Annotated in this window: 17 protein-coding genes; 9 read left to right on the forward strand and 8 right to left on the reverse strand. The window is 68.5% G+C overall.

All coding sequences use genetic code 11. The annotated features are described in order from the left end of the window. Positions 1–148 precede the first annotated feature (148 nt). The 4 genes from E0497_RS07730 to E0497_RS07745 all read left to right on the forward strand — a co-directional run bounded on the left by E0497_RS07730 (position 149) and on the right by E0497_RS07745 (position 4,711). A complete protein-coding gene (locus E0497_RS07730; protein WP_137724202.1) occupies positions 149–598 on the forward strand; it encodes a hypothetical protein in 450 nt (149 codons plus the stop codon). 323 nt (positions 599–921) lie between these two features. After that, on the forward strand, positions 922–2,310 hold the full coding sequence (locus tag E0497_RS07735) for a WS/DGAT/MGAT family O-acyltransferase (protein WP_137724203.1): 1,389 nt from the start codon (positions 922–924) through the stop codon (positions 2,308–2,310). A gap of 137 nt (positions 2,311–2,447) precedes the next feature. Beyond that, positions 2,448–3,074, forward strand: a complete 627-nt coding sequence (locus tag E0497_RS07740; protein WP_137724204.1) for a TetR/AcrR family transcriptional regulator — start codon at positions 2,448–2,450, stop codon at positions 3,072–3,074. Between the two features lie 434 nt (positions 3,075–3,508). Next, complete coding sequence (locus E0497_RS07745; RefSeq protein WP_137724205.1) at positions 3,509–4,711, forward strand: site-specific integrase; 1,203 nt, start codon at positions 3,509–3,511, stop codon at positions 4,709–4,711. 360 nt (positions 4,712–5,071) lie between these two features. On the opposite strand, the gene E0497_RS07750 is transcribed toward E0497_RS07745, so the two are convergent. Continuing rightward, on the reverse strand, positions 5,072–6,190 hold the full coding sequence (locus E0497_RS07750) for an NAD(P)/FAD-dependent oxidoreductase (protein ID WP_241665777.1): 1,119 nt from the start codon (positions 6,188–6,190) through the stop codon (positions 5,072–5,074). A 116-nt stretch (positions 6,191–6,306) separates the two neighbouring features. On the opposite strand from E0497_RS07750, the gene E0497_RS07755 reads away from it, so the two are divergent. Further along, positions 6,307–7,242, forward strand: a complete 936-nt coding sequence (locus E0497_RS07755) for a LysR family transcriptional regulator (protein WP_137724207.1) — start codon at positions 6,307–6,309, stop codon at positions 7,240–7,242. 94 nt (positions 7,243–7,336) lie between these two features. Here E0497_RS07755 and E0497_RS07760 read toward each other — a convergent pair whose 3' ends face one another. The 3 genes from E0497_RS07760 to E0497_RS07770 all read right to left on the reverse strand — a co-directional run bounded on the left by E0497_RS07760 (position 7,337) and on the right by E0497_RS07770 (position 10,246). Further along, entirely contained in the window at positions 7,337–7,909 is a 573-nt protein-coding gene (locus E0497_RS07760; protein ID WP_338325462.1) for a DUF6264 family protein, read from the reverse strand. Next, a complete protein-coding gene (kstD, locus tag E0497_RS07765) occupies positions 7,906–9,588 on the reverse strand; it encodes a 3-oxosteroid 1-dehydrogenase (protein ID WP_241665778.1) in 1,683 nt (560 codons plus the stop codon). Before kstD ends, E0497_RS07760 begins: the two co-directional genes overlap by 4 nt. Before the next feature lie 70 nt (positions 9,589–9,658). Next, positions 9,659–10,246: a TetR/AcrR family transcriptional regulator gene (locus E0497_RS07770; protein ID WP_137724210.1), complete on the reverse strand. Its 588-nt coding sequence runs from the start codon at positions 10,244–10,246 to the stop codon at positions 9,659–9,661. Positions 10,247–10,377: 131 nt separating this feature from the next. Between E0497_RS07770 and E0497_RS07775 the strand changes: the two genes are divergently transcribed. Continuing rightward, a complete protein-coding gene (locus tag E0497_RS07775; RefSeq protein WP_137724211.1) occupies positions 10,378–10,938 on the forward strand; it encodes a sugar O-acetyltransferase in 561 nt (186 codons plus the stop codon). A 334-nt stretch (positions 10,939–11,272) separates the two neighbouring features. On the opposite strand, the gene E0497_RS07785 is transcribed toward E0497_RS07775, so the two are convergent. The 4 genes from E0497_RS07785 to E0497_RS07800 all read right to left on the reverse strand — a co-directional run bounded on the left by E0497_RS07785 (position 11,273) and on the right by E0497_RS07800 (position 14,185). After that, positions 11,273–11,629: a hypothetical protein gene (locus E0497_RS07785; protein ID WP_137724212.1), complete on the reverse strand. Its 357-nt coding sequence runs from the start codon at positions 11,627–11,629 to the stop codon at positions 11,273–11,275. Continuing rightward, positions 11,626–12,006 carry a PPOX class F420-dependent oxidoreductase gene (locus E0497_RS07790; protein WP_137724213.1) on the reverse strand — a complete coding sequence of 127 codons (381 nt, stop codon included), beginning with the start codon at positions 12,004–12,006 and terminating at the stop codon, positions 11,626–11,628. Before E0497_RS07790 ends, E0497_RS07785 begins: the two co-directional genes overlap by 4 nt. Before the next feature lie 68 nt (positions 12,007–12,074). Beyond that, positions 12,075–13,412 carry an FtsX-like permease family protein gene (locus E0497_RS07795; RefSeq protein WP_137724214.1) on the reverse strand — a complete coding sequence of 446 codons (1,338 nt, stop codon included), beginning with the start codon at positions 13,410–13,412 and terminating at the stop codon, positions 12,075–12,077. After that, positions 13,409–14,185 carry an ABC transporter ATP-binding protein gene (locus E0497_RS07800; RefSeq protein ID WP_206663628.1) on the reverse strand — a complete coding sequence of 259 codons (777 nt, stop codon included), beginning with the start codon at positions 14,183–14,185 and terminating at the stop codon, positions 13,409–13,411. Before E0497_RS07800 ends, E0497_RS07795 begins: the two co-directional genes overlap by 4 nt. A gap of 109 nt (positions 14,186–14,294) precedes the next feature. On the opposite strand from E0497_RS07800, the gene E0497_RS07805 reads away from it, so the two are divergent. The 3 genes from E0497_RS07805 to E0497_RS07815 all read left to right on the forward strand — a co-directional run bounded on the left by E0497_RS07805 (position 14,295) and on the right by E0497_RS07815 (position 17,381). Then, complete coding sequence (locus E0497_RS07805; RefSeq protein ID WP_137724215.1) at positions 14,295–15,479, forward strand: sensor histidine kinase; 1,185 nt, start codon at positions 14,295–14,297, stop codon at positions 15,477–15,479. 37 nt (positions 15,480–15,516) lie between these two features. Continuing rightward, on the forward strand, positions 15,517–16,179 hold the full coding sequence (locus E0497_RS07810) for a response regulator transcription factor (protein ID WP_137724216.1): 663 nt from the start codon (positions 15,517–15,519) through the stop codon (positions 16,177–16,179). A 134-nt stretch (positions 16,180–16,313) separates the two neighbouring features. After that, complete coding sequence (locus E0497_RS07815) at positions 16,314–17,381, forward strand: metallophosphoesterase (protein ID WP_137724217.1); 1,068 nt, start codon at positions 16,314–16,316, stop codon at positions 17,379–17,381. Positions 17,382–17,385 lie beyond the last annotated feature (4 nt).

The following is a 17,385-nucleotide window of genomic DNA, read 5'->3' on the forward strand; positions in this document are numbered from 1 at the left end:
CCCGTCATGCGGTGTCGTGTCGCGGCCGGTGCGGTGAGTAGATACGGGACGGCACACCCGTACCGGCTGTTTCGTGTCTCCGGTGCATTCTCCGCGACATCCCACGTTTCCCTGCGGGGGTGGGGTTCGGCCGGGTCAGTATGGACCGATGAGTTCTGACGAGGCTGACCTGCGGTGCGCCGAGAAGCTCGGTGAACAGACCGCGGAGAGACTGCTGAAGTTGCTCACCGACCGCAATCCGGCGGGATTCGTCGAGGAGATAGCCGCGGTCGTGTCCGACACCGACCGGTTCACGGGGACCCTGGTCTGGTCGTTCACGACGATCGGCGAGTTCGTGGCCGATCGCGAGGGCGGCGGTGTCACCGGTGTGGAGCGTGCGCGTGCTGTCGTCGACCGGCACCGGCTCCACGCGGGTGTCGGGACGGCGGCGGAGGGGTGGGTCACCGAAGCGGTCGGCGCCTACCTCGTCGCACCGGCGACCATGCGGTTGTTCCTCGACGCCATGCGCGAGCGTGCGGCGGCGGAACGGGCGGAAATCCTCGCGGAGGCGCTGCTGTGGGTGACGGTGTCCGGGGCTGCGACGTCCGTGCGGCGGTGACGGTTGCTCCATCCGGCAGTCGGTCGTATGACCACATCTTCCGCTGCCACCGGCTCGATTGCTGCCCGATAACCACTGGAACGGTATGTCAACAGTCACACAATGCTTTACCTGCTGTTTTATCTTGAATCCGGATATTCCGGGACCGGTTGCAGGCGCCTGTGGTCCGGGGTAGAAACGTAGCCAGAGCGTCACCAGGCCGCGGTGCTGATCGCCGCGAGTAATGGGTGTGGGGGCTCGTTTCACGCAAGATTTCACCGACTGCCAAGTGCTCCGCACGCGAACTCTGGTCCGGGTTCGCGTGGGGGTGCGGAGAGGTACATGTGCTGCTGCCGATGTCGCCGGCCGATTCGATGTTCCTGCTGGGAGAGTCCCGTGAGCACCCGATGCACGTCGGTGCGCTCGTGCTGCTCGACCCACCCGACGGCGGCCGGCCGGCCGACATCCGGGAGATGCTCGACGATGCCCTGGCCCGCCCGCAGGTGGCGCCGCTGCTCCGGAAACGGGCCGTCCGGTCGTGGTCGTCGCTGGGACAGTGGGCGTGGACCGCGGAAACGGACATCGATCTCGGTCACCACATCCATCATGCCGCCCTGCCCGCGCCGGGCGGAACCGCGGAGTTGATGACCCTCGCCTCCCGCCTGCACGCAGGTCTCCTCGACCGGGGCCGGCCCCTGTGGGAGATGTATCTGATCGAGGGCCTCGCCGACGGCCGCTACGCCGTCTACATGAAGATCCATCACGCCCTCGCCGACGGGGTCGCCGCGATGAAACTGCTGCGCAGCGCCCTGAGCGAGGATCCGGACACTCGCGGCATGCCGGCCCCGTGGGAGCCGCTCCCGCAGTCGCAGCACACACCCTCGACCACGGGCACCGGTGTGGTGCGGGCCGCGACCGACACCCTCGCGGCGGTCACCGGCGCGATCGGTGCGGCCGCCGGTGTGGTGCCCGCCCTCGCCGGCGCCGTCGAGCACGCGCTCCGCGAGCGCGGCGGCGCACTGTCACTGGCCGCACCCGAGTCGATGCTCAACGTGCCCATCGGCGGCGCCCGACGCTTCGCGGCCCGATCCTGGCCGCTGGAGCGCCTCCGACTGGTCGCCAAACGTACCGACGCCACCGTCAACGACGTGGTCCTCGCCATGTGCTCGGGTGCCCTCCGCGCCTACCTGACCGCACTCGACGCCCTCCCCACCGATCCGCTGGTCGCCATGGTCCCGGTCTCCTTACGCACAGGAGACCGAAACGGCAACAGCGGCAACAGCGGCAACAGTATCGGCATGCTGTCCTGCAACCTCGGCACCCACCTCGACGACACGGCCGACCGACTGGAGGCCGTGCGGACCTCGATGACCGAAGGCAAGGATGCGATGCGTACCCTCGGCCGGACCCAGGTCCTGGCCGCGAGCGCTCTCGGCGCCGTCCCACTGGCGCTGGGCATGTACGGGATCGGCGGGCCGATCCGCCCACCGAATGTGATGATCTCCAACGTGCCCGGCCCGACCGGACCCCTGTACTGGAACGGCGCCCGGGTCAGCGCCCTGTACCCGCTCTCCCTGCCCGTCGACGGACAGGCCCTCAACATCACCTGCACCAGCACCGACGACGAGATCGCGTTCGGGCTCACCGGCTGCCGCCGCGCACTGCCGGACCTGACCCCGATGCTCGACCACCTCGACACCGAACTCGCCGCCCTCGAAACCGCCGCCGCATAACGAACACCTGCCGAACCTCGCTCGGCTCCATGCCATTCCACTCAGCCCTGAGCGAAACCCGGGAGTCCCGGCGAACCCTCCACTATCCTGCACTCCAGGGTGGGGGCTCGTGGGGAGCCGTCGGGGGAAGGGGTGGCATGTCGTACGTGTCGGTGGAGCAGCGGCGCACGGAGTTGATCGCAGCGGCGATCCGGGTGATGTCCGACGGGGGGCTGGCCGCCGCGACCACCCGGGCGATCTGCGCCGAGGCCGGCATGCCGCAGAGCGTGTTCCACTACTGCTTCGCATCCAAGGACGAACTGCTGCAAGAACTCACCCGGCAGGTGATCACGAACCAACTCGACCGGGTGTCCGAGTACGCGCTCCCCGGTGCGGACGTCGAGGACGCGATACACGCCGCCCTCGCCAGCACCTGGGGCCATGCCGTCGCCGAACCCGGTCGGCAACTCGCGCTCCACGAACTGATCATCAGTTCCGTCCGGGCCGCCGACCGCGGTGACCTCGCCGCATGGCAGTACCGCGCGTACCACGCCGCAGCCGGCACGTTCCTGACCCGGATCGCGGAGACCGCCGGAATCGACTGGTCCGTACCGGTTCCCGTGCTCGCCCGACTGATCATCGCCGGCCTCGACGGGCTGATCCTCGGCCACCTCGTCGACGAACGGACCGACGAGGCGGAAGCGGTGATCACGGCATTCGCGACGATGATCGCCAGCCACGCCGTCGCACCGGACGCGACCCCCGGCACCACGATCCGGGTGTGACGTCCGGGGACCTGGGGTCCCGACACGGCGCCGCAATCGCCACCGACTTTCGAAAAATATTCGTGCAGAAAGGCTTTCGCCTTTCCTTCCGCTCTTGTCCGGCACGCCCCGTATGCGGAACCCCCCACTCCGCGAGAATCCTACTCACGCTAATGGCAGTTAGCGCCGTCATGGAACGGTGGCGGATCGGGTGCGTCCCTCGAACCGCTCGCAGTCCCGGGGGTGTTTCCGTTCGGCAACACCAGCGGGTGCCCCGGCGGCGCGGCCCGAATCCCCGTCTCCGACGGGAAGATATCGATCGCGGAATCGCGTCGATCCCCCTACCTCGGACATGGGCGCATTACGTCACTGTGACGGATGGTGGGCGCACGCATTCCCGGACTGTCGGTGCCACTCGATAGGCTCTCCCCATCGGACACGAGAGGAGCACGGGTGTGAGCGAGCAGGGCGAGGTCGCCGCGTCCGCATCCGCGCTGCCCGCCGTGGTCGAGCACCCGGCGGCATGGGCCGAGCCCGGGCGGGAGCCGGCCGTCCCGGTGTTGTCCGGGTCCGCGGAGGCCCGGATCGTCGCGGCTCTCGAACGTCGGCATTCCCCGTCGACCGCCCGGAACTATCGCACGGACTGGGATCGGTTCCGCCACTGGTGCGTCGAACGCGGGCACGTGTCGATGCCGGCGCACCCGCACACCGTCGCCGACTATCTCACCGAGCACGCCGACCTGCGTACCGACGCCGGGGCGCGCCGGTATGCGACGAACACCCTCACCCGGTGGGTGGCGTCGATCAACTACTGGCATCGCGCCTGCGACCGGGTCGCCCCCGGTCAGGCGCAGATCGTCAAGGACACGTTGGCCGGTCTGCGCCGCACCTATGCCGCCGCCGGGGACCGCCCCACCAAACGTGTCGCCCCTCTGCTCGGCGACGAGATCACCTACATCCTCACCGCGATGCGCCGGGAGTCGGACACCTGGCAGTCCCGGCTGCGGGAGCGCCGCGACTCGGCGATCATCCTGATCGGTTTCCTCGGCGCGTTCCGGCGCTCCGAGCTGTCCGGGCTGCAACTGCGTGATGTCACCCTCCACCCCCACGACGGCCTGCACATCCTGGTCCGCACCTCGAAAACCGATCAGACCGGTGCCGGCATGGTCAAGGCCACCCCGTTCGCCGTCGGCCACCACACCTGCCCGCCGTGCGTGTACCGGCGGTGGCTCGACGTCGTCGCCGCCCACCACCACGACGGGCGCGCCGGTATCGCCGCACTCCTGCAGGAGCCAGACGTGTTCGGCGGGCACATCTGCCACCGCCCCTACCCGGACCTGGCGCCCGCGCTCGCGGCGGCGCCGGTGTTCCGGCCGCTGCGCGTCAACGGCAACCTCGGCGAGACCGCCCTGACCGGGCAGGGCATCCACGGGGTGATCCGCCGCGCCGCCACCACCGCCGGCCTGTCCCCCACCAAGGTCACCACCCTCGGCGGCCACTCCCTGCGCGCCGGCTTCGTCACCCAGGCGTTCCGCAACGGCGCCCAAGCCCACGAGATCATGCGGCAGACCGGCCACAAAGCCCCCGCCACCCTGGAAATTTATGCCCGCGAACACAATCCGCTGACCGGGAACGCGGTCGCCGGGTTCGCGCTGTAGCGCTCGGCTGGTAGACACGAACATGCCTGCTCCGGCACTGCAACCAGCAGCATCTCTGTCGATCACTCTGGGAGATGACGAAAGCAGCACTGCCTCTCGCGACCTAGCTGGATTTGTGGGTCACAAGGCGGTAGATCACGTAGCCGCCGAACCAGGTCGTCAGTAGAACGGCAAGTGCGAGGAGAGCTTCGATCGCGATCGGGAGCATGCGTGTCTCCAGAGAATCGGGCCGGATTGTCAACTCCGGCAACTGGCGTGTGCTGTGAGCGTTGAATCAGGACTGAGAGATCGGCTGGTCGAGCGGGGGCGGGAGTTCCGTCGGCTCGTCGGTGTCGTCTCGTGACCGCGGTCCGGGCCCGCTCACGACCAGGTGTACATCACCGGGCGCCGTGGATTGACACCCCATTTCAGAGCGGACGTGCAGATCTGTTCCTTGATGAGTGCGCCGGTGCGGCCGCTGACAACCGTGCTGCGAGGGTTGTCTTTGGAGTCGGTTCGCTGGACTACTGCCGCTCGGCGCCCCAGGCTGATGCACTGGCTGATGAACTTGGGATTCACCGCTTTCGGGGGCTTGCCTTCGATGCGCCGAAGGATGGTGTCTGCCGCGTGTGCTCCGAGTGGGATTGCAGCTTGGCAGCTCATTCGTAGAGGCATGCCGTCGATCGCGACTGCGTCCCCGGCGCCGACGATGTTCGGCGAGTTTGGACAGGTCAATGTGTCGTCGACCAGGAGGCGTCCGTCTGCGTCTGCTGGCAGACCGCTCTTCAGTGCCAGAGGGGGTACTGCTGATGCCATTGCAACAACCGCACATTCGGCCGCCAGCATCCTCCCATCGGCCAGCTCGACCTTGCGCTCGTTGATGCGTGTGACCCGGCTCCCCTCGATGACCTCGACGGAGTGTGATGCGAGAGCTCGAAGGATCCTTGCGCGTGCCTTTTCGTTGAGCCCCTCGGCGACCTGACCGCTCGAGACGAGCGTGACGGAGAGTTTCGGCCTCAGCTCGGCGAGTTCCGCGGCGGTCTCGATGCCGGTCAATCCGCCACCGACCACCACGACCGGTGCGCCCGCAGTCACGGTAGTCAACCGTTGCCGCAACGCGAGCGCGGATTCGTACTCGGAGACAGTGAAGGCGTGCTCTCGTGCGCCGTCTACGTGATCGAGTCGGGAGGTGCTGCCGACGGCATAAACCAGATAGCCATAGGAGATGGACTCACCGGCAGTCAGGTGGACGACTTGGCCTCGCGCATCGATCGACGCGACGGTACCGACAACTAGTCGCGCCCTGTCGTGTAAGGCAGCCGTCAGCGGCATCGTTGCAGAGTGGTTTCCTGCAGCAAGCTGGTGCAGGCGGATGCGCTCCACGAACTCTGCACGTGGGTTGACAACTGTCACTTCCAGATTCGGGTTTTTCGAGAGCAATCGCTTGACCGCGACAACTCCCGCATACCCGCCACCAACTACAACCACATCTGCATTCACGGCCCCTACCCCTTCCGGAACGACTGCGATTCCCCGACGACAGTCGACGCTAGGCGTCCACCCCCGATTACTCCAATGCATTCAAACCATCGACCTGATGCATCTACGCTATCGATGTGACCCTGGATCAACTCGAGTGTTTCGTCGCCGTCGCAAGAGTCGGACATTTCACCCGCGCGGCCGACGGCGTCGGCATTGCCCAACCCTCTCTCAGCCGCCAGATCGCCGCGCTCGAAAAGGACGTCGGCGTCCGACTCTTCGACCGAGGTTCCGGACCCGTGAGCCTCTCCGCTGCGGGTGAGGCCCTGCTACCTGTCGCCACCCGGATGCTCGAAGACCGCGCGGCGGCGTACCGGCATATCGACGAACTGACCGGCTTGACCCGTGGCCGGCTCAGGATTGGGGCGACTCCGAGTCTGTGCATCAGCCTCGTCGCCGATGTCCTCAGCCGCTACCGCGCCACACACCCCGGCATCCAACTGCACGTCACCGAGGCTGGATCACGAACCCTCACAACCAAGCTCAACCAAGGCGAACTGGACTTGGCGCTGGTGGTCACCGAACGAACCGATGACAGCCCGAACTTAGCTCTGACACCGCTTCTAAGAGAGGAACTCGTGGTGGTGTCGTCGGCGAATTTGCCGCCACTCACCACACGCCAGGAGATCACTCTAGAAGAACTTGCCCAGCAAGACCTCGTGGCATGCCACGACAGTTACGATCTGCGGATAGCCCTCGACCATGCCTTCGTCGCGGCCGGGCTGCACGCGCACCTTGCCGTGGAAGGTGGCGAGCTGGACGCGGTTCTACGCTTCGTCGCTCGCGGAATCGGGGTGAGTGTCGCACCCATGATGGCGGCCCTGCACTACCCAGGGCTGCGGGTCACGCGATTGACGGCACCGCAACTACATCGGACCGTCGTGCTGGCGCGTCGCGCCGGCATCGCACCCAGCCACGCAGCCGTCGCATTCCATGGGCTACTCGACGACGCCGTCGAGACGTTCGCTACTGAAGCAACCGCCGGCCTGAGCGTGCGTAAGTTGCCGGAGTAGGCGCGCATCGTTTTCGGCCAGCGAAGTGTGGACCGCGACATCGACGCACTTGCCGACGCGGTCGGACTCTTCACCCCTGGGTAACCGCCCCGGGTCAGTTCGGAGTGATTCCGGCGAGCAGGTCGAGGGAGGCGAGCAGCAGCACCACCTGGATCGCACCGCCGAGGATCGGCAGCCAGAACGCCGGTTTGCGTAGGCACAGCAACACGATCGCCACCACCACGGTGACAGCGAAGACACCGATACCGGCGAGATCGTTGAGGAAGTAGGCCTGACCGAGCTTCGCGTAGTCGCACGCGCCGGTGCTGCACGAGTCGGTCGCCATCGTCCAGAACATGCTGAGATACAGCAGGGACAGCAGTCCGACGGCGTACAGGGAAAACAGCACCAGTGTCACGACCAGGTCCACGCTGCGCCACAGCGGCCACCGCTGTTCCTTCTCGCGCACGGGTGGCAGCACCGGGTACGGGTACCGGTCGGGGTAGGGCGGGACGGTCATGGCCGCCACGGTACGGGCTCCCCCGGACCGAGTCGCGGAACGGCAACACCCGGCCCCGCTCCCGCCGCCCCGCCCGGTGCGCGGTGGGCACGACGATGGTGCCCGTGACCGCCCCTTTCGCCTCGTCGTCTGTTCCGGTGCCGGGCCGGTCCACCGTGGTCCGCTCAGTCGCGTGCCGCGTCGAGCGCGGCGAGGTAGCCGAAGACCATCGCAGGTCCGATGGTGGCGCCGGGTCCGGCGTAGGTGTGCCCCATCACCGGCGCGCTGGTGTTTCCCACCGCGTAGAGTCCGTCGATCACGGAGCCGTCCGCGCGGAGTGCTCGGGCGGCGCGGTCGGTGACGATGCCGCCCTTGGTGCCGAGGTCGCCGGGCACCATCCGGGCCGCGTAGAACGGTGCCTTCGTCAATTCACCGAGGCTGGGATTGGGCTTGTTGGTGATGTCGCCGTAGTAGTGGTCGTAGCGGCTCTGCCCGCGGCCGAAGTCGGGGTCGTGGCCGGTGCGGGCGTGCGAGTTGAAGCGGTCGACGGTCCCGGAGAGGGCGTCGGCGGGAACACCGATCTTCTCGGCCAGTTCGTGGACGGTGCCGGCGGTGGTGATCGCGCCGGACCGCTGCCAGGATCGTGGCAGCGGTTTGCGGGCGGGCACGGACGCGAACATGTACCGGTCCCGGTAGGTCTGGTCGAAGATCAGCCAGGCCGGGAGGTTCTCGGCGGGGCCGTCGCCCTGCCCGTAGGTGCCACCGAACATGCGGTGCGTGGCCTCGACGTAGGGCAGGGACTCGTTCATGAAGCGGACCCCGCGCTCGTTGACGATCACGCTGCGTGGCAGCGAACGCTCGGCCAGCGCGAACCACGATCCGTTCGGCAGCGGGATCGACGGCGCCCACCAGGCGTCGTCCATGTGGGAGAGGGCCGCGCCGACGGCGAGGCCGGTGGTGATTCCGTCACCGGTGTTGGTCGGCGCACCGAGGCTCCACGAAATATCCACCGGCGCACGCTGGTACTGCCGGCGCATGGCGGCGTTGTGGTCGAATCCGCCGCAGGCGAGCACCACCCCGCGGCGGGCGTGCAGCGTGGTCCGGGTGTGTCCGTCGTCGAGCACGACTCCCGTCACGCGGTCGCCGCCGGTGACCAGTTCGGTCATCGCGGTACCGAGCCGGACCGGCACCCCGGCGTCACGGACACCGAGCATCAACTGCCCCATCAGCGCGGAACCCAATCCGACCAGCTTCTTCCGCCGGAGCCGGCCCAGCATGCTGCGGGCGCCCACCGCGAGCATGCGCTGCGGCCCCCGCCAGTGCCGAAGGCCGGTGCTCAGCCAGCGGTAGTCGGACTGCTTGACGACGACACCGAGCGGGGCCTTGGTGTACGACGGGTGCAAGGTGGCCAGGTCGTCCCCGAGGGCCCGCGCGTCGAACGGGCGCGGCTCGCACGAGCGCCCGGTGGCCCGTCCGCCGGGCGCCTCCGGGAAGTAGTCCGAGTACCCGTTCACCCATTCGAGGTCCAGGCCCGAGTTCTCGATGAGGAAGTCGAGGGCCTCGTGCCCACGATCGATGTACGTGTCGATCAGCGCCGGACCGACACCGTCACCGACGATGCCGGTCAGGTAGGTGCGCGCCGATTCGAGGTCGTCGGCCGGCGCCTCGTGACGCAGTACCGAGTTGCCCGGCACCCACACTCCCCCGCCGGACCGGGCCGACGATCCGCCCCAATACGCGGACTTTTCCACGATGACCACGCTCAGGCCCCGGCGAGCGGCGGTGATGGCGGCGGCCATCCCACCCGCACCGGAACCGACGACGACCAGATCGACCGCATCATCGTGCGGGTACTGTTCCTGCCTCATGTGACAGCCCTCCATGGCCGGTGAATCACGATGTCGTGCTGCGGCCCGTGCGAGTGCGCAGCGTCTTCGGTCAGGAGCTCCACCGGTCGCCCCGAACTGCGCTCAGCGCCCCCTCGACACACACAGGCAGGGAGGCACCCTGCTTGCCTTGCCCGCGCAGCCACTGCAGATAGCCGAACTCGGCGGCAGCGAGCATCAAGTGCACGAGCAGTCCGGGATTGCTGTCGGCGTCGGGGTCGACCGCCATCCGCTCGGCGACGAGTTCGACCAGCCTGGACCGGTGCTCCGGGGTGATCAGGGCAACCCGGTCGAGCAGATGCGGGGCGGTGCGAAACGCTGCCCGCCACTGCTCGATCTCGGCGGGTGCGAGAGTGCCGGAACGCATCAGGATCGACTGTGCGAGAGCGGCATCCGCCGACTCCCCGTCGGGCCGGGCCTCGAGTAGCGCGACGATGCCGGCGCCGCCTTCACGCACCGGATCGAGAAGCAGGTCCTCCTTGCTGCGCACGTGCCGAAAGTAGGTACTCGGCGAGATCCCGGCCTCGGCCGCGATCTGCTCCGTGGTCACCGCGTCGAATCCGTCGCGGGCGAACAGCATGTACGCCGCCCGCTGGATCTCGGCACGTACCACCGCGCGCTGCCGCTCTCGCAAGGACATTCGCAACCTTTCGTCATCCACGCCTCGGGCCACCCGAACCGGCACATGCGAGTATCAATCAATATGACAGTGTCTGTCAATAATGACAGACTCCCCCACATGACCCGACGGCCGACGTAGGGTCGGAAACCGTGAGCGAACAGCGTGACCGCATGCTGCGGGGAGATCTGTACCGCGACGACGACGGCGTTCTCGCCGACGACCGCAAGGCCTGTCAGCGTCTCCTCGACCGCTTCAATACGACTCTCGCCGACGAGGACGGTGTGCGACGCGAGATCCTCGACGAGCTACTCGGGTTCCTCGGCGAAGGATCCTGGATCATGCCCCGATTCCAGTGCGACTACGGCACATACATTCGGATCGGCGCGAACAGCTTCCTCAACTACGATGCGATCCTGCTCGACTGTGCCCCGATCACCATCGGCGACGACGTGTCGATCGGCCCCCGTGCACAACTGTTGACCGCGCTGCATCCGATGTCCGATCACGAGGCGCGTCGTCAACGGTGGGAATCGGCGGCCCCGATCACGATCGGCGACAACGTGTGGCTCGGTGGTGGCGTGATCGTGTGCCCCGGCGTCACCATCGGGAACGACACAGTGATCGGGGCGGGCAGCGTCGTGACGAGAGACATCCCGGACAAAGTGTTCGCCGCCGGTAACCCGTGCCGCGTGATCCGATCCCTCACCTGACCGGCATGCGACGAAGAAACATGTCGACAGCGGAACCCGTGACTGCTGCGCATCGGGCCGGATCCGGTGAACCGGTTCTGCTGCTGCACGGATTTACCCTCTCCCATCGTGTGTGGCATACCGTCGTGGACGAGCTGGCCGCCATCAACCCCGCCGGCGTTGTGGAGGCGCTACGCACCTCTGGCGCGGGCGGCGGATCCTGCTGACGCCCGGCTACCGCCCCACCCGGACGGCCAGGAGGCCGGGGCCAGGGCCGTCGAGGTTGGCAAGCGCCTGCGGCCGACCGGAGAGCGCGACGAATACTGAGGAGCACCACCGTCGTCCACCCCGGGTGTCATGCCAGCCGTGCGTCGCTGCTGTCGCGTCGGAACGCGACCACCGACACCACGGCCAACGCGACCCCCAGGAGCACCGTGATCACGGCTCCCCAGCCGACGACGATCGTCGAATCCGCTGTTCCGCCGACTACCCCTGTCGTGCATCGCGCCACCGGCAGCAGCCACACCTGCTGTTCCCGCACGTACGCACCTTCGACGAACGACGCCGTGCTGTAGCTGCACAACGTCTGCGCCGACGACATCAGCACGGCCAGCACACACAGTGCCGCCCCGACCGACACACCGACACCCACCCGCACCCAGCGCATGCACCGACCCTGGACGGAGTCGGACGCCGCACCCTCGCCGCTCATGCTCCGACTCTCACCGCCACCCCCACCGTTCCGTTCCGTCCGCGGCGGAGCAGGCTGCTCTTGACGCCGATCCAGCCGAGGATCCCGTACTTGCGGGCGATGACGGCGCGGGCGCGGTCGGTGCCGGCGTCGTCGCAGATCGTGGCGGTGGCCTCGATCTGCGGGCCCGTCGGGTTACCGCGCACGTCGCACACCCCGATCGTGACGCGCGGGGTGCGGCGGATCCGTTTGACCTTCCACGAGTCGGTGACCGTCCACAGCAGCAGCCGGTCGCCGTCCGGCGCACCCCACAACGGTGTCGGCACGCCCGATCCGTCCTTCCGGAACGTGGTCAGCAGAACGTATTTCGCGGCACCGATCTCGCTCAGCGTGGTCATGTCCGCCACAGTACGTGGGAACCGGGGGGCCGCCGTCTCTCGATCGTGCCGACGGTGCACGACGTCGATCACCCGCGGAGCGCGCGGGCGGCATCGGTGCGGGAGGTACGGACGGCAGGCCACGCCAACGCGAGACAGGTGGTGGTCAGCGTCGCGGCGGCCAGACCCGCGAGCATCGGCCAGGGCAGGCCGCCCACCACTTCACCGAAGGGGGTCTGCGCGCCGACCCCGATCGTCGCGCAGGACACCAGCAGCGTGACGGCACCGAAGAGGATCGCGGTCACGGCGTAGACGACGCCCTCGTACACGGTGGATCGGGCGATCACTCCGGGTCGGGCCCCGGCTGCACTGATGAGGGCGGAGTCCCGACGACGTTCGCGACCGACCAGCGCGATGACGGCGAGCCCGCCGACCCACGAGACCACGAACACCCAGCCGAGCACGACGAGCACGTCGTCGAGCCCGGTCGAACCGCCGGGCATCGCGTTGCCGATCACCATGAAGATGCCCACGATCGACAGCGCGAGAGCGAACGGGAGGACGGTGGTCACGCTGCGCGCCGCGCGGGCGCGGCAGGACTGCACGGCCAACCGCCAGGCGATATCGGCGTCCGGTACCAGCGCGGTCCACAGTCCCATCAGGGGTGTGAGTACCCACGGCCCCATCAGAAGCAGTAGGCACACCAGGAACAGGTTTCCGGCGAACGCGAACGCGGTGCGCTGTTCGAGTCCGCCGAGTTCGAAACCCAGACCCGGGATCCACATGCCGACCACGCCGGCGAACAGGCTCAGGGCGAGGAGACTGCGACCTGCTCCGGGACGGGCCGGCGTCTCGGTGGTGTCGCGGAAGGCGCGCATCTCGGGGGTCTTCGATGCGCGTCGGGCCGCAGCCCACCCACCGAGCAGGCAGGGGACGACGCCCGCGACCAGCGTCGCACCGAGGTACCACGGCTCGAATCCGACGTGCGCGCCGTGCAGGTCGAGACCGGTGCCGGTCCACTGGTCCAGCGCCACGCGGGCCACCACGACTGCGAGCGGCAGCGCGAGCAGACCGGACACCAGCCCCAGCACCAGCAGTTCGGTGACGAGCACGCGGCGCACCCGGCGCCGCGGGATGCCCAGGATCACCCACAACGCGTGCTCGCGGCGCTGCGTGGTCAGTGTGAGCCCGACGGTGGAGGCGACGACGGCGACCGCCGCGAGGACGGTGAAGAAGACGATGTTGCCGCCCAGGGCGATCGACGCCCGGGTCATGTCGGCGTCGCCCGCGGCCTGCGCCGAACCGATCGCGGTGAGCATCGCGATCACGGCTCCGGCGCCGCACGCGCCGCCGACGGTGGCGCACAGGACGGTCCACAGCCACATGGCGGACCGGCTGCGGATGTCGGCGAGGACGAGGCGGATCATGCGAGCACGTCCTCTGCGGTGGCGGCCTGGGCGTCGAGGACGGCTTCGCTGACGGCGTGGCCGTCTCCGCCGGGAAGTATCGTGTGGACGCGTCCGGACCCCATGACGACGATGTGGTCGGCGCGGGCCGCGGCGTGCGGGTCGTGGGTGACCATCACCACCGTCGTGCCCTGCGCGGGCAGGGCCTGCAGCCAGTCGAGCACCACCCGGCCCGCCGCGAGATCGAGCGCTCCGGTGGGCTCGTCCGCGAACACGATGCGCGGGCGGTTGGCGACGACGCGGGCGACGGCCACGCGCTGGCGTTCACCGCCGGACAGCCGGTCGGGTCGACGTCCGGCATGTTCGCGAATGCCGAGTCGGTCCATGGCGTCGCGGATCCGGGCTCGCGGCACCTTGTGACCGGCGAGGCGGGCCGGAAGCGCAATGTTCTCTTCGACCGACAGCGAGCTGACCAGATTGTACTCCTGGAACACGAAACCGATGTGCTCGCTGCGAAACGCTGCGCGCCTGCGGGTGCCGAGGGAACCGAGGTCGGTGCCGAGCACCTCGACGGCGCCACCGGTGGGCACCTCGAGGCCGGCCGCGCAGAACATCAGGGTGGATTTGCCGGACCCGGAGGGGCCGACGATCGCGGTGAGTCGGCCCTCGGGGATGTCGAGATCGATGTCGTGCAGCACGCGGGTGGATTCACGGCGACGACCGGGAACGGGAAAGTCCATGCGCAGGCCGCGCAGCCGGATACAGGGGGCGGTGGTCGGGGCGTCGTGTGGCATGAATCCATTCGATCGGTTTCCCGCCCGGCGAACACTGGTGCTGCCTCCCCGAGGAGGTAGAGCGAGCACTACCTTCTCGGGGGCCCGGCGTCTGGCAGAGTTCGATGCCATGTCGTCCTCACGCCTGGCCCGGAGGGTGCTGCTGGAGACGGCCGCCGCCGCGCTTCTGCCGCTGCTGCTCGTCTGCCTGGTTCTGGTGCCGCTGCTGCCGATCACCGCCGTCGTAGTGGCCGAACTCGATCGGATGCGTGCCGCCGCGTGCGGTGCGCAGAGCCATCCGCTCCGCCCGACGAGTGAGCCGTGGTGGCCCTGGATCCGGTCCCGGGTGCGCACCTCGGGGCTGTGGCGCACGGATCTTCCGGTGTTGCTGGTGGCGGTCGTGCTGTCGGTGTTCTCGATGCTGATCGCCTTCTTCGGGTTCATCGGTGCGCTGGTGCTCGTCTTCTCCCCCGTGTTCTGGGCGTTCGGCATCGCCGCGCAGGCGGGCCCGTTCACGCCCGCGTCCGCCGGACAGTCGGTGGCCGCGGTGCCCTTCGGGTTCGTGTCGGCGGTGGTGACGGCGGCGTTGTTGACGGGAATCTCGTCGCTGCGCGACGTGACGTTGCTCGGCTTCTCCACACAGCGCGACCGCGACCTGCAATCCCAGCTTCGCGACCTCCGCAGCAGTCGTGCGTCGTTGACCGAGGCGTTCGAACTGGAGCGGCGGCGCATCGAACGGGACCTGCACGACGGCGCGCAACAGGACCTCGTCGCGGTCGTGCTCAGTCTCGGCATGCTCGAGGCGGCCGCCGAATCCGGCGCCGACAACGAACGCCTCAGGGAGCTGGCCTCGCGTTCCCAAGCTCAGGCCGAGCGTGCTCTGGACCGGCTACGGGAGACGGTGCGCGGCATCCACCCCCGTGATCTGACCGATCTGGGTTTGGTGGCGGCCGTGCGCGAACTGGTCTCCCGTTCGCCGCTGTCCGTCGGGTTCGCCGCGGGGGGCGACGATTCGTCGCTGTCCGCCCCGATCGCGGGCGCTGTCTACTTCACGATCTCGGAGGCGCTCACCAACGTCGTCAAACATGCCGGGGTCGACCACGTCCGGGTGGAGCTCCGCTGCACCCCCGACGGTGTGACGGCGAGGATCGTCGACGAGGGCGGTGGCGGCGTCGAACTCGGTGAAGGGCGTGGCACCGGGCTGGTGGGGCTGCGGGAGCGGATGCGCAGTGTCGGCGGCGACATTCGGGTGGTGAGTCCGGCCGGCGTGGGAACTACGGTGGTGGTGACGGCCCCCGCCGAACCGCCGTGGTGAAGATTCGGATTCGAGCACGACGAGGAACTGTGCAGCCATGAGAATCGTGCTCGCCGACGATGCCCCGCTCATCCGGGCCGGGATCAAGGAGATCCTGGTGGCCAGCGGGCACGACGTGGTGTGCGAATGCGACGACGCACCCGCGCTGGTGTCGGCCGTCGACGCCCTGGCCGCCGCCGGTGAGCTGCCCGACCTGGTGATCACCGACGTGCGGATGCCGCCCGAGGGCACCGACGACGGCCTGCGCGCCGCGATGGATCTGCGGGCGCACCATCGTGAGTTGCCGATTCTGGTGCTGTCGGCCTACGTCACCGGGCCGTATGTCAAGGAGCTGCTGGGCGGCCCGGGCGCAGACGGTGTCGGCTATCTCCTCAAGGAGAAGGTGGGGCGGGTGGGCGACTTCCTGCGGGCCATCGAGACGGTGTCCACCGGCGGCGTCGTGGTCGACCCGGAAGTGGTGCGTCACGTCACCCGGCCGGAATCCTCGTCAGGACCGCTCGGCAGGTTGACGGCACGCGAGAGCGAGGTCCTCGCGCTGATGGCCGAGGGCAAGTCCAACGGGGAGATCACCGACGCGCTGTTCCTGTCGAAGGCTGCGGTGAGCAAACACGTCGCCAACGTCTTCCTCAAGCTGGGGTTGCCACCCGGCGAGGACAACCGCCGCGTCAAGGCGATCCTCACCTGGCTCGAGCATCACTGATCGCGTCCGACCGTCGGCCGGTTGAACGTTTCGTGAATATCGGTGGAGATATTGCTGTTTCGGGCGTTCTCCGGCTCGTCGTGCGGTTTGCTGGGACGGACTTTCCGACATCCTGGACACCGACGAGGAACACCGTGACCGAGTTCAACCCGATCGACCGCCGCCGTTTCCTCGCCGCCGCCGGCACGACCGGTGCGGCGGCCGCCCTGGTGGCGACCACGTCGACCGCGTCCGCGGCCCCCGCTCCCGTCGCCGACAAGTTCCCGTTTCCGAACGGAAACAGGGTGCGGGTCCTGGTCACCGGGGACGCGGGCACCGGCACCCCGGCGCAGTGGGCGGTGGCCGACGCGATCCGCAGCGTGCACGCCCGGCAGCCGTTCGACCTGGCACTCGGTCTCGGCGACAACATCTACGAGTCCGGCCCGCACGGCAGCGGGGACGGCCAGTTCACCGCCAAGTTCGAGGACCCCAACCACGGCCTCGACTTCCCGTGGGTGATGGTGCAGGGCAACCACGACAACTCCGCGATCGTCCCCGGTGACGGCGGCTGGCTGCTCCGCGGCGACGACGAGGTCGCCTACCACGGGCTGTCCCGCCGGTGGTGGATGCCGTCGCGCTACTACTCGGTGCGGATCCCCGAACAGAATCCGGTGGTCGAGTTCTTCGTCCTCGACCTCAACCCGCTGGCCGCCTACCTGCCGCCGCTGTTCGTCGACTACTGGATGCCGGACGGCCAGTTCATGTCCGAGCAGCGGGCGTGGCTGGACCGGGCGCTCGTCGACTCCACTGCGACGTGGAAGATCGCTTGCACCCACCACCCGTACCTGAGCAACGGCTCCCACGGCGACGCCGGCGCCTACGACGGCATCCCGATCGAACCGATGAACGGTGTCCACGCGAAACGGTTCTTCGAGGACCACGTCGTCGGCCGCTGCCAGTTCATCGCGTCCGGACACGACCACGCCCTGCAGGTCCTCGAACCGACCGTCGCCTCGAAGGGCACCCGGCAGATCGTCTCCGGCGCCGCCGGGAAGAACAGCCACGGCAAGGCGTCGCAGCCCGACCGGGCGAACCTGTTCCAGAACTTCACCGACGTCGGCTTCATGGCCCTGGACCTGTCCCCCGACACCGCCCGCGTGCAGGTGTACACCGTCGACATCCCCACCGCCGAACCGACACTCGCGTTCGACCGCCGACTGTAGGCGC

It is taken from the genome of Prescottella subtropica, from assembly GCF_005434945.1.
GTDB lineage: Bacteria > Actinomycetota > Actinomycetes > Mycobacteriales > Mycobacteriaceae > Prescottella > Prescottella subtropica.

What these genes read in the sequence shown, in the direction of transcription:
- E0497_RS07730 (WP_137724202.1), top strand. Translation starts at nt 149, where the DNA reads ATGAGTTCTGACGAGGCTGACCTGCGGTGCGCCGAGAAGCTCGGTGAA.
- E0497_RS07740 (WP_137724204.1), top strand. Translation starts at nt 2,448, where the DNA reads ATGTCGTACGTGTCGGTGGAGCAGCGGCGCACGGAGTTGATCGCAGCG.
- kstD (WP_241665778.1), bottom strand. Translation starts at nt 9,588, where the DNA reads ATGAGGCAGGAACAGTACCCGCACGATGATGCGGTCGATCTGGTCGTC.
- E0497_RS07770 (WP_137724210.1), bottom strand. Translation starts at nt 10,246, where the DNA reads ATGTCCTTGCGAGAGCGGCAGCGCGCGGTGGTACGTGCCGAGATCCAG.
- E0497_RS07785 (WP_137724212.1), bottom strand. Translation starts at nt 11,629, where the DNA reads ATGAGCGGCGAGGGTGCGGCGTCCGACTCCGTCCAGGGTCGGTGCATG.
- E0497_RS07790 (WP_137724213.1), bottom strand. Translation starts at nt 12,006, where the DNA reads ATGACCACGCTGAGCGAGATCGGTGCCGCGAAATACGTTCTGCTGACC.
- E0497_RS07795 (WP_137724214.1), bottom strand. Translation starts at nt 13,412, where the DNA reads ATGATCCGCCTCGTCCTCGCCGACATCCGCAGCCGGTCCGCCATGTGG.
- E0497_RS07800 (WP_206663628.1), bottom strand. Translation starts at nt 14,185, where the DNA reads ATGCCACACGACGCCCCGACCACCGCCCCCTGTATCCGGCTGCGCGGC.
- E0497_RS07805 (WP_137724215.1), top strand. Translation starts at nt 14,295, where the DNA reads ATGTCGTCCTCACGCCTGGCCCGGAGGGTGCTGCTGGAGACGGCCGCC.
- E0497_RS07810 (WP_137724216.1), top strand. Translation starts at nt 15,517, where the DNA reads ATGAGAATCGTGCTCGCCGACGATGCCCCGCTCATCCGGGCCGGGATC.